Origin of the sequence: Candidatus Rhodobacter oscarellae (assembly GCF_001078595.1) — a bacterium.
GTDB lineage: Bacteria > Pseudomonadota > Alphaproteobacteria > Rhodobacterales > Rhodobacteraceae > Rhodobacter_B > Rhodobacter_B oscarellae.
Genome location: NZ_LFTY01000002.1, coordinates 483,022 through 498,557, shown reverse-complemented (window position 1 = coordinate 498,557; position 15,536 = coordinate 483,022). Strand labels below are relative to the sequence as shown.

Sequence of the window (15,536 nt, the reverse complement as noted above, 5' to 3'; positions counted from 1 at the left end):
GGAGGGGGAATCTTGGATTTCCCGTTAACAGATCGTTCAGCCTTATTCCGTCTGCAACGGTGCCCCCAGATCCGCCGGCGCGAGCGCCTGGACATAGGCCAGAATCGCCTCCAATTCGTCCAATGTGACCTCTATTGGCACGATGGGCGACGGGCGGTCCTCGGGGAACGGATCGGTCACGTCCTCGACCTGGGTGAAGGCCGGGTGCGGTTTCAGCAGGTAGAAGCCAGAGAACCGGGCGTCCCAATCCTCAAAGGCGCGCAAGATGAAGAAGCTTGGCGTCGACCCGATGGTGCCCATCCGAGAGGCCTCGTCGACGGCATGACATCGGGCGCATTTCACCCGCGAGACCTTGTGACCAAGCTGCGCATCGCCGTCCATCTCGACCTCTACCGCAACCACGGCCTTTGCGGCGGGCGGCGCGAACAGGGCGACCCCGTCCGGCGCGAAGCCAAAGATCGTGCGGCGGCCCACATCCGAAGTCAGCCAATCGGCAAGGCGTGCGGTCGGCTTGTGATCCTGCGCCACAATCTGCATGTGCCAGGCCTGCCCCGCGCCCTCGAATATCGCGCGCCCTTGGGCGCCAAGGACCATATCGGCCGCCGCGGGCGTCTCGGCCAGCGCGACCTTCACTTGCGTCTTCAGCGAGAACCGCGGCAGGATGTGTTTCATCAGCCCGGTTTCAACCAGGGCCTCCGGCGCGTAAAGCCGCACCAGCCGCTCCTGCTGCGCCGCAACACCGATTGGCAAGCCGAGAAGAACAAGCAACACCAGATACCGCATTCCGCAAGCCTAGGCGCAGAGCCGGGCTTGCGTCAAACCCTATCGGGAGGACCCAGATGAGCGATGATTTCAACATGTCGATGCGCAAGTTCCTAAAGCAGGTCGGCGTGACCTCGCAACAAGCCATCGAAGCTGCTGTGCGCGACAAGGGCGCGGCGGGCGCCAGCTATGCCGTCAAAGCGGTGATCACCATCGAGGAGCTCGGCTTGGCCCATGAGGTCAAGGGCGAGATTAAGGGAGACGGCTAAGTGACTGACCGTGAAACGGTTCTTGAGGTTCTAAAGGGCATTAAAGGCCCGGATGGCGACGTGGTATCCGCGGGCGTCATGCGCGCGCTCACCGTGGATGGCGGCGCGGTGCGCTTTGTGCTGGAGATCGCGCCGAGCCAGGCCGAGGCCTATACAGCGGTCAAGACCGAGGCCGAGAGCAAACTGGGCGCGCTCAGCGGCGTCGACAGCGTGTCGGTCGTGCTGACCGCCCATAGCGCGCCGCAGGCCCCGCCCGATCTCAAACCAAAGCGCAGCGCAGAACCAAAGGGCCCTCAGAAGATCCCCGGCGTCGACAACCTCATCGCAATCGCCTCGGGCAAGGGAGGCGTGGGCAAGTCCACGGTCTCGGCCAACCTGGCCTGCGCCCTGGCGCAGCAGGGCCGCCGCGTTGGCCTGCTGGATGCGGATGTCTACGGCCCCAGCCAGCCGCGCATGCTGGGCGTCTCTGGGCGGCCCGCCAGCCCGGATGGCAAGACCATCCTGCCGATGCGCAACCATGGCGTGACGATGATGTCCATCGGGCTGATGACCAACGAGGGCCAGGCGGTGGTCTGGCGCGGTCCGATGCTGATGGGTGCGCTGCAGCAGATGATGATGCAGGTGCAATGGGGCGGGCTGGATGTGCTCTTGGTGGACCTGCCCCCCGGCACCGGCGACGTGCAGATGACGCTGGCGCAGAAGGCCGAGGTCACGGGCGCGATCATCGTCTCGACCCCGCAGGACGTGGCGCTCTTGGATGCGCGCAAAGGCGTGGATATGTTCAACCAACTGAACGTGCCGATCCTGGGGATGATCGAGAACATGTCGACCCATATCTGTTCCAACTGCGGCCATGAGGAGCATGTCTTTGGCCATGGCGGCGTGGCGGCGGAGGCCGAGAAACTGGGCGTGCCCTTGCTGGCGGAGATCCCGCTGGATCTGCAGATCCGTCTGGCCTCGGACGGCGGCGCGCCGATTGTGACCAGCCAGCCCGACAGCGCGCAGGCCGCGGCCTTCCAGAGCGTCGCGAAAGCGCTCGTCGATCAAGGGGTTGCATGACAGAGCTCACCTTCCCCCCTCTGATGCATGGCGAAGCCTGCACCGCCGATCCGATGGATCATGCGGCGATGCGGGCCGTGCAGGGCTGCGACGCGGGGCTGATCGCGCATCGGCTGGGCGCGAACACGCTGGAGGCCGCAATCGTGTTCGCCCCGGAGGTGCCCTTGGAGCAGGCCGCAATAATCCTGCCGCTCTGCGGGATCGGGTTTCAGAACGCGCTTGGCGCTTTGGCGCCGCCCGAAGTCGCGGTGCATCTGGAATGGGGTGGCGGGCTCCGCGTGAACGGCGCGTCTTGCGGGCGCCTGCAGGCGATGTCTGACACCGGCGATCCCAGCGCCCTGCCCGACTGGCTGGTGGTTTCGCTGAGCTTGCCGCTTTGGCCCAGCGATGACGACGCGGACGCGGCCGGGCATGCGCCAGACCGCACCACACTCTATGCCGAGGGCTGCGCCGATGTCGAACCGCCCCGCCTGCTCGAGGCCTGGGCGCGCCACACGCTCAACTGGATCGGGCGCTGGGAGGATGCCGGCACCAAACCCGTGCATGCGGAATGGCGCGGCCTGGCCCATGGGGTCGGCGAGGACGCCCGCCAGGGCGGATCGAGCGGCACCTTCCTGGGCGTAGACGAGCATTTCGGGATGCTGCTGCGCGACGCCGAGACCACGCATCTCATCCCGCTTTCCAGCCTTGTGAGGACGCCATGAAGCTCGCCCGCGCCATCCATTTCGACGAGAGTGACCAGCGTGTCTACGCCAACCCCGCCCGCACCGGCGAATGGTGCATCTCGGGCGGGTTCGAGTTCTCGAACTGGACCGAGGCCGATCTGGCGGGCAAGGCCCGGCAGGCCTTTGCCAATGGCTGGCTCGGGCTCGAGACCGGCGGGCGGGTGACCTTCGTGGCCGTGACGCTGATCGAGCCGGGCGAGCTTGAGGCGCTGACCCACGCCCTGGCGCAGCATTTCGTGACCTATTATGGCGCGCCCTCGCAAGAGGCCGCCGCGCCGGTCGCCGCCGAAGAATTGGCGCAGATGGCCGAGCTTTGCGACGACCACACGCCAAACACATTACTGACCGTGGCCCGCGAGATCACCGAGGCCGGTGTGCGCGAGGCCTTCCGCGTGATCGAGGCGCAGGACGCCGGGCTGGAGCAATTCGCGATCCACGGCGATCTCGAGAGCTGACTTGGACGAAGTACGAAGCGGGCCAATGAGGAGCGTTTCGGGCGCCCATTGCCCGCCCAGCCGAGGGGCACCGTCCGGCAACAAGCATTTTCAAGGGTGAAACCGAGGCCGCGCCAAGGTCTTTGCTTCGAATTGTCCACACCCCCTGCCCGCTTAAGCCTTTGGTCACATATCCCACGTAGCGTGACCGGTGGTGGGAAAGACAACTGGGGTGGCATCGTGGTCTCACGGTCAGATATTATCGCACATCACAAGGCCGGACGGCTGAAATACGTGATCGCCTTTGGCTCGGATTACGTCGCCCAGAATCCGCTCGACTTCGAGGTTCTGACCCTGATGGCCGAGGCCTATCTTACGCTGCGCTTCGTGAACGAGGCGGAAACACTGTTTCAGATCCTCTACACCCAGCAGCGCTCGGCCCGCACGGTGGCCGGGCTTGGCCTGGCAAAGAGCTCGCTGGGCAACTTTAAGGAGGCGCGTACGCTCTTCAAAGAAGCGCTGATGCTGAACTCGGACTATCTGCCCGCCTGGTCGGGCCTGACCGAGATCCATCGCTACAGCCGCCAGGATCCGGTGCTCAAGCGCCTGCAAAGGGCGATCACGCGCAACAAGAGGCGGCCAGAGGTCGAGGGCACCCTGCATTACTTGATGTGCAAGGCCATGAACGACATGGGAAAATGGGCGCAGGCCTGGCAGCACGCCGAACGCGGCGCGGCGCTTTTGAACAAGACCAACGACCCTTCCGGGCTGTGGTCCTGGCAGACCGATCAGGCCGCCGTCGCGACCGCAGACTTGCTCGCCGCCGCGCCGCAGACCCAGGTTGACAGCGAGGGGCTGATCTTTGTGGTCGGCATGCCCCGCTCTGGCACGTCGCTTTTGGAGACGATGCTATCGAACGCGCCAGGCGTGTTCGGCTGCGGCGAGCTTTGTTTTGTGTCCGACGTGGCGCGCAACATGTCCGCCGGGGACATTGCGGCGGGGCGCGAGCATGCCAGCCATGCCTGGCTGCGCGACTGGTCGGTTGAGTCCCGCGCGCAGGTCGCCGAGGCGTATGTCAGCGACCTCTACGCGCGCTCTGGCAAGGGCAAGTACACCCGCTTCATCGACAAGTTCCCCGGCAACATCATCTGCCTGCCGCATATCTCGCTGCTCTTCCCAAAGGCGCGCATCATCCGGATGCACCGCAACCCGGTCGACAGCTGCATCTCCAACTACCTGGGGCAATTCGCCGGCGGCAACACCTATACCTACAACGTCGATGACCTGGCCGAGACCTACGCCGCCTACCAGGCCTGCGCCGACACGATCACGCCGCGCCTGCCCAACCCGGTGCTGGAGGTGCGCTATGAGGACCTGGTGGGGCAGCCCGAGAGCGAGATGCGGCGCATCCTTGGCTTCCTCGACCTATCCTGGGACGCCGCCTGCATCGCGCCAGAGCAGTCGACCACCCCCTGCGTGACGCGCTCGCGCGGGCAGGTGCGCTCAAAGATCTCCAGCAAGGCCGTGGGACGCTGGCGCCGCTACGGCGATCTGGCCCGCCCACTCGCGCAAGCCCTGGATGGGCACGGCATCGACATCGAAGACGCTGGCGAGTTGCTTGCGGCGGCGGGCTCTGCCCGAGGGGCCGCATAGAGAATTTGGCCAGGGCCGTCCGGTGGGGGGTATGGCTTGGAGTGGGCACTGGAAACCCGCCCCGGGCTTGACTCGGGGCCTTCACCTTGAGCCAAGCGCAACCCGGGCAGCGGCCGACCTGGAGGACGCTTGTGCATCATCTCCTAGGGGCGCCCGGTTCAAATAAACGCAATCGTTTCATTGGTATGCAGCGTCGCAAAAGCGGCCTCCTGGGGGAGGTCGGCCGCTGCCCGAGGCAAGCTCGGGCGGTTGCGCGGCTTGGGTTTTGTTGCACCTGGTGTCGGCAAGCGTTGCCAAGGCGGTGTACATGAGGCGAACGTCCACTCCAGGCCAAAACCAACTTGAGCTCGTTCGTCGCGGACCCCAAACACCCCCCTCATCCATCACACTGAGAGCGCCCGCATGGACAGCCCCCGCCGTTCCGCGTAAACGCGAAGACAAGCGTGATCGGGAGGACAATATGAGCGCGCAGACCATTACCGCTGCGATCTACCGCGGCGACAAGAGCTTTACCGTTGAAACAGTGCCCGCCCAGGCGCCAGGGCCCAGCGAGGTCGCGGTTCGGACCGCGTTCTGCGGCATCTGCGGCACAGACATGCATGTCTATCACGGCAACATGGACGCCCGCGTCGGCTTTGAGCGCGTCATTGGGCACGAGATGTCCGGCGTGATCGAGGCGCTGGGAGACGGCGTCGAGGGCATCGCGCCCGGCCAAAAGGTCGTCGTGCGCCCGCTGGATCATTGCGGCGAATGCCCCGCCTGCGCCGCCGGGCATCAGCACATCTGCCACAAGCTGAAATTCCTGGGCCTGGATACCAACGGCGCCATGCAGGAAATCTGGGTCGTGCCGGCGCATACGATCCACGCGCTGCCGGATGATATGCGGCTGGACCACGCCGCGCTGATCGAGCCGGTGGCCGTGGCCTGCCACGACGTGCGCATGTCCGGTCTGCAAGCCGGCGAGGACGTTGTGGTCATCGGCGGCGGGCCCATCGGCGTGCTGGTCGCCATGGTGGCGCGCGCGGCCGGCGGCAAGGTGCTGCTGTCCGAGGTGAACCCAAACCGCTTGGCCATCGCCGAGAAGCTGGGCTTTGAGACGATCAACCCGGCCCAGGCGGATCTGCAGGCCGAGGTGAATGCCCGCACCGGCTCCAAGGGGGCGGATGTGGTCTTTGAGGTCTCGGGCTCGCAGCCCGGCGTGGACGCAATGACCGCCGTGGCGGCAACGCGGGCGCGCATCGTGATGGTCGCCATCCACGCCGCGAAGCCGCAGATCGACATGTTCCAGTTCTTCTGGCGCGAGCTGAAGCTGATCGGCGCCCGGGTCTATGAGCCCGAAGACTACGACAAGGCGATCGAGATCGTGGCCTCTGGCGGCGTCGATGCGGAGACCTTTATCACCGATGTCGCGCCGCTCTCAGACATCCAGGCCGCGTTTGAGTCTCTCGACCGCAGCCCCACCGCAATGAAGAGCCTAATCAAAGTGGGGGACCTGTGATGAACGCGCTCAAGAGCTTTGATCTGACGGGAAAAACCGCGCTGGTGACCGGCGCCAAGCGCGGCATTGGCCGCGCCATGGCAGAGGGTCTCGCCAGCGCAGGCGCAGATGTTGTGGGCGTCAGTGCCTCGCTTGCCCCTGGCAGCGAGGTCGAGGCAAGCATCACCGGAATGGGCCGCAATTTCACGCCATACGCGTGCGATTTCTCCGACCGCGCGGCCCTCATGGCCCTGGTGAAGCAGCTAGAGTCCGACGGCGTGAAGCCCGACATCCTCATCAACAACGCCGGCACAATCAAACGCAAGCCCGCCGCAGAGCATCCCGACGAGTGGTGGGACGAGGTGATCGAGGTTAACTTAAGTGCGCAGTTCATCCTGTCGCGCGAGATCGGCCGCGGCATGATCGCGCGCGGGTCGGGCAAGGTCATCTTCACCGCCTCGCTGCTGACCTTCCAAGGCGGGATCACCGTGCCGGGCTATTCGGCCTCCAAGGGCGGCATTGGCCAGCTGACCAAGGCCTTGGCCAACGAGTGGGCGGGCAAGGGCGTCAATGTAAACGCGATTGCGCCCGGGTATATCGCAACCGACAACACCCAGGCGCTGCAAGATGACACGGCGCGCTACAACGCAATCCTAGAGCGCATCCCGCAGGGGCGCTGGGGCGCGCCGGAGGATTTCGCGGGCCCGGCCGTGTTCTTGGCCTCCTCGGCCTCAGATTACGTCAACGGCGAGATCCTGACCGTTGATGGAGGCTGGATGGGGCGCTGACCTTATATCGCGCCAATCCAGTCAATATTGGATTGGCGTAACACCTTCTTCAATTTTCTGTCCTATCGCTGTCGACAAGTAGTGTGACAACCTGGGGCTAACGAATGAGCACAGTCTTCGAAAGCGTATTCTCCTCGATTGAGGCCTTCGTCTATCGCTGCCGGAATGACGAAAGCTACACAATGGGGTTCATCGAGGGCTCGGTCGAAAAGATTCTGGGCTATGCGCCGGATGAGCTGTTAGAGAACCAAGTCGTCGCCTTCGCGGATCTGATTGTGGCCGAGGACGCAGAGAAGGTTGAGGCGGCAGTGGCCGCTGGCATCAAGACCAAATCCTCGTGGGACGTGTTCTATCATCTGACCCATAAGGACGGCAGCCATATCCCGGTTCGCGAGCGCGGCAGCGCCGTCTTTGAAGAGGGCGAGCTAAAGTACCTACAGGGGCTCGTGTCCTTCGCGCGCGGCGAGAAGAAGCTTACCGACGACATCGAGAACATGCTGAACAGCTCGATCGAAAAGTATTCTGAGATCGCGAATCTGACCCAGAGCGTGATCAAATCGCTCAGCATGCTGCAGATGCTGTCGATAAACGCCAATATCGAGGCCGCGCGCTCCGGTGACGCGGGTCGTGGCTTTGCCGTCGTGGCCAATGAGATCAAGCGTCTCGCCGATGAGAACCAGGGCCAGATCGAAAAGATCCAAAGCAAGCTGGACCAGCACCAAAACCAGCAGGAAAAAGCGGCCTAAAGCGGATCGCGAAGTCCCTAAGTCAGGTCTCTAAGCGGTCGGCGCAACTTTGGGCAAGCCGAGGGCGCGCATGCCGTAATTTGGCGGGTTGTGGCCCCACCAGTCATCGGCGCGTCTCCGGGTCCGGCACTGCGCGCCCGACCCAGCGTGCCCGATTTCCCGCTAGCCTATATGGAACATTGACGCAAAAAGCCGCGGATCAAGGCTCTCGGCTGAAAATGTTGGCCCCTCGGTCAGTACGCTGACCGCATCGTGGCTGTGCAGGCTTTCCTGGTGGCTGGCGACGACGCGAAAATCAGAGACGCGGCGGTCGCGCATAAGCTGCTCGGCATAGAGCCGTGCGGCGTCCTCGACAAAGATCGGGTTGGCGGCGTTCAGCTCGGCAAAGGCCTGTTCGTCTTCCCGCTTGACCATGACCTGCGTCTCAGTGGGCACAGCATCGCGGCACATCTCGATCAGGTCCTCGAACCACATAACATCCTCGCCCTCGGTCAGCACCGCCGACAGCCGCGCAACCGAGCGCTGCGAATGCGGCGTCGCGAGCTGCCCGCGGGTCCGGCGCGCATGCTCGCTAAGCTCCAGCGAACAGGGGCAGGTCGAGGAGTAGACATAGTCCAGATGCAGGATCTTCTTGCGCACCCCGGCCTGTTCCACCAGCTCAAGCGTGATGTCGTAATACTGATAGCCCTCCAGCCCTGAGCGCAGGGACGGCACCTTCATCGGGAAGGAAAAGCGCATCTGGATGCGCGCATCAAAGCTCTCTAGGTCCGATTTGTAATCGTCCAGCGCGCATTCCATTACCTCAAAGCTAAAGGTCTGCTCGGCGTGGCGGTAGAAGCTGCGCATGATGCGCGACATGTTGATGCCCTTCTTCTCGGCCTCCAGGCTGACCGTGCCGGTCACCGAGGTCTCAAGCGTAAGGTCGCCGTTGTCGCGGGTCCGGTAGCGGATCGGTAGGCGAAAATTCGAGATCCCGACATGTTGGATCGCGCGGTGCGCGCCTTTGATCAGGCTCTCCGGGCCGTTCTGCAGATCTGGGAGCGACGCCTTATAGGCCGCGTCCACCTCGAAATCCTCTGGGTAGCTGCGCGACAGCGCGGGGGCAGCCTCGTCGCGGTCGGGGCAATCTTGATCAAGGGGAGAGTGGGTGCTCATCGCGCGTCTTTCTGTTTGTCAAAGTTATACATAGGGACTGGCACGCAAATTTTCTATGCACTGATAAATACAGTTAAAGCTAGCGCTTGGATCAGTTAAATTTCGGTTAAATCGGTGAGCCTTGGTACCGCATAGATTGCGCCCCTTGAAACGATCTCACGACTCACACGGCGTAATGCGTTGAAGTTACTCACATTAGTTCCAAGCAAGTAAACCGAAAGTTTTATACGCCGGAACCGCCGCGGGTCCGGGTGCGCTCGGTGCAGGCTGGTTATCAAGCTGTTTTTGTCGGGCGCGCCTGCCCCGCCTGCACGGCTTGCATGCGCGGCGCAGAAGGCGGCCTAGGCGGCCGCCAAAGCTGTCTCTAGATCTGCCAAAAGATCGCCAACATCCTCGAGCCCCACGCTGACCCGGATCAGGCCCGGCGTGATCCCCAAAGCGTCCCGCTGCGCCACGTCCAGGCGCTGATGCGTCGTGGTCGCGGGGTGGGTGATGATGCTCTTGGCATCGCCAAGATTGTTGGAGATCGTGAAGATCTGCAGCGCGTTCAGCACCCGAAAGGCCGCCTCCTGGCCGCCATGGATATCCAGCGACAGCACCGTGCCGCCCTGTTCCATGTCCCGCAATGCGAGCGCGTGCTGCGGGTGCCCCGAAAGGTGCGGGTAGATCACCCGCGCCAGCTTGTTATGGCCTGCCAGCGCATGCGCGATTTTATGTGCGCTCTCGGACATCGCCCGCACCCGGAGGTCCAGCGTCTCTAGGCCCTTGAGCATCACCCACGCGTTGAAAGGCGACATCGCCCCGCCGGTGTGCTTGAGATAGGGCTCCAGCACCTTGCGGATATACTCCGCCCGGCCCAGCACCACGCCGCCCAGGCAGCGCCCCTGCCCGTCCACATGCTTGGTGGTCGAATAGACCACCACGTCGGCGCCAAGATCGAAGGCGCGGCTGAAGATCGGCGTCGCAAAGACGTTGTCCACCACGACTTGCGCACCGACCGCATGGGCCAGGTCGCACACCGCCTTGATGTCGATGAGCTCTAGCGTCGGGTTCGACAGCGATTCCAGGAACACCGCCTTGGTGTCGGGCCGGATCGCCGCCCGCCATGCCTCGATATCGGTGCCATCCACCAGGGTCACCTCGACCCCGAAACGCGGCAGGATGTCCTCGACGATATAGAGGCAGGACCCAAACAGCGCGCGCGCCGAGACCAAATGGTCCCCCGCCCGCAAAAGAGACATCAGCGCCCCGTTCACTGCCGCCATGCCAGAGGCTGTGGCGAATGCCGCCTCGGCGCCCTCGATCCCCGCCATCCGGTCCTCGAACATGCGCACCGTGGGGTTGCCGTAGCGCGCATAGATGAACTCATCCTCGCCGGCTTGGATAAAGCGCGCCTCGGCCGCCTCGGCGCTCTCATAGGCAAACCCCTGGGTCATAAAGATCGCCTCGGCCATCTCGCCATACTGGCTGCGCCGCGTGCCGCCATGGACCAGCTTGGTCCGGGTGTTCCAGGTGTCACTCATCTGAGCCGTCCTTCCAAAACAAAACCCCCACCGCAAAGAGCGCCGGGGGTTGCAAGAACCTCGACCTCTTTAGCAGCATGTTTAACGTGGCCCGCAATCCGGTGAACAAATCGCCACGGTACGCGTTGCGTAGCCCCGCCCGCCGCCGAGGTCAAGAGCGTCACGCAACTGTAACCCATTGTTCACCGAATTGTCGTAGGTTTCCGGCATCACGCAGCCACAACATGTTGTAGGGTCGACGGGCATGTCATTGTTGAAAGTGAATGTTGTCAACGGCCTGCCGCAGCCGCAAAGCCACGAAACCCTGGATGCCGCTATTGCAAGAAACTTGGCGCAGGTGCCGCCGCGCGCCCCCATCATCGTCCTAATCCACGGCTACAAATTCTCGCCCGCGACGTCCCTGTCCGACCCGCACCGCCATATCTTTGCGCTGCGGCCCCGGCGCGGCTGCTGGAAGGCGCTCAGCTGGCCAAAGCATCTAGGCTTTGGCAAGGGCCACCAGAACGAAGGGCTTTGCATCGCGCTCGGCTGGGAGGCGCGCGGCTCGATCTGGCGGGCCTGGCGCAACGCGCAGCAGGCCGGTGACGTTCTGGCCCGCGTCATCCAATGCGTGCGCGACCACCGGCCCTGCCCCGTGCATATCGTCGCGCACAGCCTGGGCGCCCGCGTCGCCCTGGCCGCGATACCCGCCCTACCGGCGGGCAGCATCGGGCGCGCCGTTCTGATGGCCCCCGCCGAGTTCCAGAGCACCGCCGCCGCGATGCTGGGCACCCCCGCCGGCCAAACCGCCGAGTTCATCAACATCACCAGCCGCGAAAACGACCTCTTCGATACGCTTGTGGAGTGGCTGCTGCCAGCGCCCTCGCAGGGCGACCGATGTCTTGGCGCCGGGCTTTGGCTGAACGCTGGGAACTGGTTGGACATCCAGATGGACTGCCGCCGCACGCGAAGCGAGATGAGCGAGTTGGGCTACCGCACACCGGCACCAACCGCGCTGGTCTGCCATTGGTGGGCCTATCTGCGCCCTGGGCTGCTGCGCTTCTACGGCGATCTCATTCGGGACCCGGAGCGGTTGAACCTCGCGATGCTCAAGCACGCCCTGCCGTCCCGCACCCGGCCGCGCTGGTCGCGGATCTGGGAGGCCGTGGTAACGCTGAGACCCAATCCAGGGCGGCGGCGCGGCGTTTTATAAACGGGTTAGACTTGGAGCTGCTCTGGCCTGGAGCAGGCGTTTGGAAGGGCCAAATCTCTTGCAAGAGATTTGCACTTTCCTTCCAAGGAAAGTGGCCCCGCGCGCCGTTAAGAGGTTGCGATAGAGCGATCATTTCGGGGCGCGCTGAAGAAACTCTTGCAAGAGTTTCGCAATTTTCTTGGAAGAAAATTGCCACCTGCGAAGGTCCGCTCCAGGCCAAAACCTGCCCTAACCCTCTTCGCCGTCCGCCGTCTCGATCCCATAGGTCTGGAACAGCCGCGATTGCAGCATGAAGAACACGAACACGCCGGCGGTCAGCCCGAAGGTCTTGAAGTTCACCCAGGCGTCGGTCGACATCGTGCGCCAGATCACCTCGTTCAACAGCGCCAGGAACACAAAGAACCCTGTCACCCGGCGCGTGAGGATCATCCAGCCCTCATGCTTCATCGGCAGGACCTCGGACATTACAATTTGCAGATAGGAACGCCCCTGCAACAGCCCAACGCCCAGCACCGCCGCGAAGAGCGCGTAGATCATCGTCGGCTTCATCTTAAAGAAGCGCTCGTCATTGAACCAAATCGTCAGCCCGCCGAAGAACACCACCAAAACCAGCGTCATGATCTGCATCTTCGAGACCGTGCCGGTCAGCCGGTAGAGGATGAACGTGGTCAGCGCGAGCAGCGGGATGAAACCGGCCGTGACCAGGATGAAGCCGGAATACTCGGTGCCATTGATGGTGAAGACCTCGTCGCGCAGCCGCAAATAGGCCACGAAGAACGCAATGATAGGGCCCATATCCAGCGCCAGCTTGAGCATGGGGTTGATCTTTTTCTCTTCGGCCATGTCGATCTCTTCTGTCATCCGAACTCAACTATGATCGCGCCCGCCGCAATCAAGACCATAAGCGCCGCACGCCCCGGTCCAACCGCTTCTTTCAGGAAAATCCAGCCGATGATAGCCGCAAAAACCGTGGAGGTCTCGCGCAGCACCGCCGCCTCGCCGACCTTGTCGAGATAGGTCGCCAGCATCACCCCGCCGAAGCTGACAAATGCCACCAGCGCGCCGAAAAAACCGTTGCGCATGATGCGCGCAGCCCGCGGCGGCGCCTCGGCGCGGCGCCAGCGCAGGTAAGAGATGATGGGGAAGTCCAGCGAGCTGAGAAAGAAGAACCAGGCCAGGAAAACGAAGGGCGTCTGCGCTGTGCGGATCCCCCAGGCGTCCCAAGTGGTGTAGGCGGCCACAAAGAGCCCGCACAGAAACGCAATCGCCAGCCCGCTCAGGAGCGGCCCCCGTGCGGTCTCGCCCCGCGCGATGTTCAGCGCCGACAGCGCCAGGATGCCGCCGGACACAAAGGCGATCCCTAACCATTGCGTGGCCGAATAGCTTTCGGCGAAGAAGATGCTCGCCGCGATCACGGTGATCACCGGGCTGGTCCCGCGCACCACCGGGTAGACCGTCGTGTAGGGCGCGCGAACATAGGCCAAGGTCATGGTGAGCTTGTAGAAAAAATGTATGACCATGGCGCCTGCCAGGATCAGGAAGGTCTGCGCGTCCGGCCAGGGCACCACGAACAGCGCCACCGGCGCCGCCAGCACCGCCATCCAGAAATCGAACGCCCCGCGGCTGATCCAGGGGTCCATGCGCCCCTTCTGCATCGACCCAAACAGCGCGTGCATAAACGCCGAGACCAGCGCGCACACAATCGCGAGCTGCTTGCCGGTCTCGGTGCCCGGCAGCGACATGAGCCATTCGGTCATGGCTTGGTTCGATCCTGATTTCGGGTGAAGTGCAAGGGGGAACCATCGCCGATTGGCGAATGATCATGTTGGGAACCCAGGCGACATTCGCAGATAAAATCCACCGCCCCGATCGCGGTAGAGGAGCTGTATCAAGCAGCGCCTAGCCGGTGCCCCCCAGCAAATAGACCTCTTTAGCACGCTATTGGTTTGGTCTCGAAAGCAGTCGAGATGACAGAAGATCGCCGGTATCTTCGACAATTGGATACCCAACATAGGCGAACAAGGCGTTGATCTGCTTCAACACACGAAGCGCTTCCTGGTGAATATTCGTGGTCTCGATACTCGCCATATTGCCCTTGCGAAGGCGCCTCAGATGGCGTTTTTGAAGCCTCTGCTCCTCGGCCCGGACCATGTCTTTTTCTTCGACCAACTGCCGTGACGCATCCGCGTCTGAGGTGACCAACACATTCAGCGACAGTTGAAGATTGGCAAGAACGCGGGCGTGAAAATCGCTTAATTCCCGCAATCCCGCATCGGAGAAGGACAAGCCGTCAATGCTAAGCTTGCGAGCAAGATCCACGAGGTTGCCAGAGACCAAATTCGCGGCCTCCTCCAGATTGCCCGCGATCTTGGCCAATTCCATAGCGCGTTTGGATTGTTGCTCGGTCAATTTGGCCTTCTGGATCTGCGCGACATAGAGTTTTATCGCAAGATGAAGCTCGTCCACCTCCTGTTCGGCTTCTCCGATCTGATCTGCATTTTGCGGCTGCCACGCGTGGATCAATGCAACCACAGAGGCGGCCATATCGACCACAGTCTCGCCCATGCGAATTATCTCTCGTGTGGCGCAGGCAAGGGCTTGATCTGGCGAGTCCAACACGCGGTCGTCAAGTGCAGATGTCCGCTGGGCCGGTTCGGCGACATCAACGCGAACGAAGAACGCAGACATTTTCAGCAAAAGCGACAATACCGGCAAGCCCAACAAAACCACGCCAAGATTATAGGCCAAGTGAAGGTTGATCGCCTGTCCCCCCGCGGTTTCCCCCAGATAGCCCAAAGCCGATGGCACCAGATTCAAGGCAAACAAGACCACCGCGGCGCCAACACCGCGTGCCAGCAAGTTTGCAACCACAATGCGCCGAACATCCATTTTTTCAGACAATGTCAGCGTGAAAGGGATCATCGACCCACCAAGGTTTGCCCCCAAAACCAACGCAGCGGCGCCTTGTGCCGGCAACATGCCCTCGGCGGCGAATGTGACGATCATAAGCACGGCTGCCACGCTGGAATGCACGGCCCAGGCCAGAACGGCCCCAATCAGGAAAGCAGCATAAAGATCGCGTCCCAGGTACTCCACGATGTCGCCGACCAGCTTCGCCTCGCGCAAAGGGACGGTCGCATCTCTGATCAATCCAAGCGCGAGCAGCACCAGCGCGAGACCGACAAGTATGCGCCCGGCCTGTCGCCGCTTTGGCGCATGCTTGGAAAGATAGAGCGGCACGCCAATCACCAAGAGAAAGGGAATAAGAGCGCCAATTGGAGCCAGCAAAATGCGCGCCGCAATCGCCGAGCCGAGGTCGGCGCCCAATAGCAGCGCCAAGCCCGCAGGCATGCCCAGCGTGCCAAGCGACACGAAAGCGGCCATTAGCATGGCGACTCCAGTGGCGCTCTGCAGGGCGACCGCCGTTCCCGCCCCGGCTATCCCGGCCATCCAGCGCGAGGATGTTGCCACAGTTAAGCCCGATCGCAACTCGGCCATGAAGGCGCGTTGAACCCCGGTTTGAATCTGACGCACGGCCCAAAGCAAAAGCGCGACGCCCCCACCAAGATTAAGGAGAAATACGATCAAAGTGCGGCCGATCCTTTCCGAAAAGTTGCCTATGGCGCAGCGAACAGGAGATATTCCACTAATGAAGTAGACGTGCAATAGCGCTTTGCCGCGTTTTAGGATCCAGCCTCTGAAGCAACCAAGTGATTGCCCACGCGCAAAGGATCGCGTCTCTAACGCTTCAAA

At 62.7% G+C, this 15,536-nt stretch carries 14 protein-coding genes, 1 pseudogene and 1 riboswitch; of the genes and pseudogenes, 9 read left to right on the top strand and 6 right to left on the bottom strand.

The window, feature by feature from the left end:
- Positions 1-42 precede the first annotated feature (42 nt).
- The gene (locus AIOL_RS07450; protein ID WP_049642408.1) at positions 43-783 is read right to left on the bottom strand and encodes a hypothetical protein; all 741 of its coding nucleotides are present in this window, start codon (positions 781-783) and stop codon (positions 43-45) included.
- Between the two features lie 56 nt (positions 784-839).
- On the opposite strand from AIOL_RS07450, the gene AIOL_RS07445 reads away from it, so the two are divergent.
- The 8 genes from AIOL_RS07445 to AIOL_RS26105 all read left to right on the top strand — a co-directional run bounded on the left by AIOL_RS07445 (position 840) and on the right by AIOL_RS26105 (position 7,913).
- The gene (locus tag AIOL_RS07445) at positions 840-1,031 is read left to right on the top strand and encodes a DUF6494 family protein (RefSeq protein WP_049642407.1); all 192 of its coding nucleotides are present in this window, start codon (positions 840-842) and stop codon (positions 1,029-1,031) included.
- Positions 1,032-2,090, top strand: a complete 1,059-nt coding sequence (locus tag AIOL_RS07440; protein WP_049642406.1) for an Mrp/NBP35 family ATP-binding protein — start codon at positions 1,032-1,034, stop codon at positions 2,088-2,090. It begins immediately after the preceding gene.
- Positions 2,087-2,794: a biotin/lipoate--protein ligase family protein gene (locus tag AIOL_RS07435; protein WP_049642405.1), complete on the top strand. Its 708-nt coding sequence runs from the start codon at positions 2,087-2,089 to the stop codon at positions 2,792-2,794. The genes AIOL_RS07440 and AIOL_RS07435 overlap by 4 nt, the downstream gene beginning before the upstream one ends.
- Positions 2,791-3,270: a DUF6505 family protein gene (locus AIOL_RS07430; RefSeq protein WP_049642404.1), complete on the top strand. Its 480-nt coding sequence runs from the start codon at positions 2,791-2,793 to the stop codon at positions 3,268-3,270. The genes AIOL_RS07435 and AIOL_RS07430 overlap by 4 nt, the downstream gene beginning before the upstream one ends.
- A gap of 183 nt (positions 3,271-3,453) precedes the next feature.
- Positions 3,454-4,902: a tetratricopeptide repeat-containing sulfotransferase family protein gene (locus AIOL_RS07425; RefSeq protein ID WP_049642403.1), complete on the top strand. Its 1,449-nt coding sequence runs from the start codon at positions 3,454-3,456 to the stop codon at positions 4,900-4,902.
- A 460-nt stretch (positions 4,903-5,362) separates the two neighbouring features.
- Positions 5,363-6,400, top strand: a complete 1,038-nt coding sequence (locus AIOL_RS07420) for a zinc-dependent alcohol dehydrogenase (protein WP_082152467.1) — start codon at positions 5,363-5,365, stop codon at positions 6,398-6,400.
- Positions 6,400-7,167 carry an SDR family oxidoreductase gene (locus tag AIOL_RS07415; RefSeq protein WP_049642402.1) on the top strand — a complete coding sequence of 256 codons (768 nt, stop codon included), beginning with the start codon at positions 6,400-6,402 and terminating at the stop codon, positions 7,165-7,167. Before AIOL_RS07420 ends, AIOL_RS07415 begins: the two co-directional genes overlap by 1 nt.
- 104 nt (positions 7,168-7,271) lie before the next feature.
- Positions 7,272-7,913, top strand: coding sequence for a methyl-accepting chemotaxis protein (locus AIOL_RS26105; protein WP_049642401.1), 642 nt, complete (start codon positions 7,272-7,274; stop codon positions 7,911-7,913).
- 162 nt (positions 7,914-8,075) lie between these two features.
- On the opposite strand, the pseudogene folE2 reads toward AIOL_RS26105, so the two are convergent.
- Positions 8,076-9,074, bottom strand: a pseudogene (gene folE2 / locus AIOL_RS07405) (GTP cyclohydrolase FolE2); the annotation flags it as partial.
- 335 nt (positions 9,075-9,409) lie between these two features.
- Positions 9,410-10,591, bottom strand: a complete 1,182-nt coding sequence (gene metZ / locus AIOL_RS07400; RefSeq protein ID WP_049642399.1) for an O-succinylhomoserine sulfhydrylase — start codon at positions 10,589-10,591, stop codon at positions 9,410-9,412.
- 48 nt (positions 10,592-10,639) lie between these two features.
- A riboswitch (SAM riboswitch) is annotated at positions 10,640-10,718 on the bottom strand.
- A gap of 117 nt (positions 10,719-10,835) precedes the next feature.
- On the opposite strand from metZ, the gene AIOL_RS07395 reads away from it, so the two are divergent.
- A complete protein-coding gene (locus AIOL_RS07395) occupies positions 10,836-11,783 on the top strand; it encodes an alpha/beta fold hydrolase (RefSeq protein ID WP_082152466.1) in 948 nt (315 codons plus the stop codon).
- Positions 11,784-12,011: 228 nt separating this feature from the next.
- Here the strand turns inward: AIOL_RS07395 and AIOL_RS07390 are convergent, their stop codons facing one another.
- The 3 genes from AIOL_RS07390 to AIOL_RS07380 form a co-directional block, all read right to left on the bottom strand.
- Entirely contained in the window at positions 12,012-12,644 is a 633-nt protein-coding gene (locus AIOL_RS07390; protein WP_049642397.1) for an inner membrane-spanning protein YciB, read from the bottom strand.
- Positions 12,641-13,540: a DMT family transporter gene (locus tag AIOL_RS07385; protein ID WP_049642396.1), complete on the bottom strand. Its 900-nt coding sequence runs from the start codon at positions 13,538-13,540 to the stop codon at positions 12,641-12,643. Before AIOL_RS07385 ends, AIOL_RS07390 begins: the two co-directional genes overlap by 4 nt.
- Positions 13,541-13,721: 181 nt before the next feature.
- A complete protein-coding gene (locus AIOL_RS07380; protein ID WP_152912418.1) occupies positions 13,722-15,371 on the bottom strand; it encodes a Na/Pi cotransporter family protein in 1,650 nt (549 codons plus the stop codon).
- Positions 15,372-15,536: the final 165 nt, after the last annotated feature.

What these genes read in the sequence shown, in the direction of transcription:
- AIOL_RS07430 (WP_049642404.1), top strand. Translation starts at nt 2,791, where the DNA reads ATGAAGCTCGCCCGCGCCATCCATTTCGACGAGAGTGACCAGCGTGTC.
- AIOL_RS07390 (WP_049642397.1), bottom strand. Translation starts at nt 12,644, where the DNA reads ATGACAGAAGAGATCGACATGGCCGAAGAGAAAAAGATCAACCCCATG.
- AIOL_RS07420 (WP_082152467.1), top strand. Translation starts at nt 5,363, where the DNA reads ATGAGCGCGCAGACCATTACCGCTGCGATCTACCGCGGCGACAAGAGC.
- AIOL_RS07415 (WP_049642402.1), top strand. Translation starts at nt 6,400, where the DNA reads ATGAACGCGCTCAAGAGCTTTGATCTGACGGGAAAAACCGCGCTGGTG.
- AIOL_RS07445 (WP_049642407.1), top strand. Translation starts at nt 840, where the DNA reads ATGAGCGATGATTTCAACATGTCGATGCGCAAGTTCCTAAAGCAGGTC.
- metZ (WP_049642399.1), bottom strand. Translation starts at nt 10,591, where the DNA reads ATGAGTGACACCTGGAACACCCGGACCAAGCTGGTCCATGGCGGCACG.
- AIOL_RS07435 (WP_049642405.1), top strand. Translation starts at nt 2,087, where the DNA reads ATGACAGAGCTCACCTTCCCCCCTCTGATGCATGGCGAAGCCTGCACC.
- AIOL_RS07395 (WP_082152466.1), top strand. Translation starts at nt 10,836, where the DNA reads ATGTCATTGTTGAAAGTGAATGTTGTCAACGGCCTGCCGCAGCCGCAA.
- AIOL_RS07450 (WP_049642408.1), bottom strand. Translation starts at nt 783, where the DNA reads ATGCGGTATCTGGTGTTGCTTGTTCTTCTCGGCTTGCCAATCGGTGTT.
- AIOL_RS26105 (WP_049642401.1), top strand. Translation starts at nt 7,272, where the DNA reads ATGAGCACAGTCTTCGAAAGCGTATTCTCCTCGATTGAGGCCTTCGTC.
- AIOL_RS07385 (WP_049642396.1), bottom strand. Translation starts at nt 13,540, where the DNA reads ATGACCGAATGGCTCATGTCGCTGCCGGGCACCGAGACCGGCAAGCAG.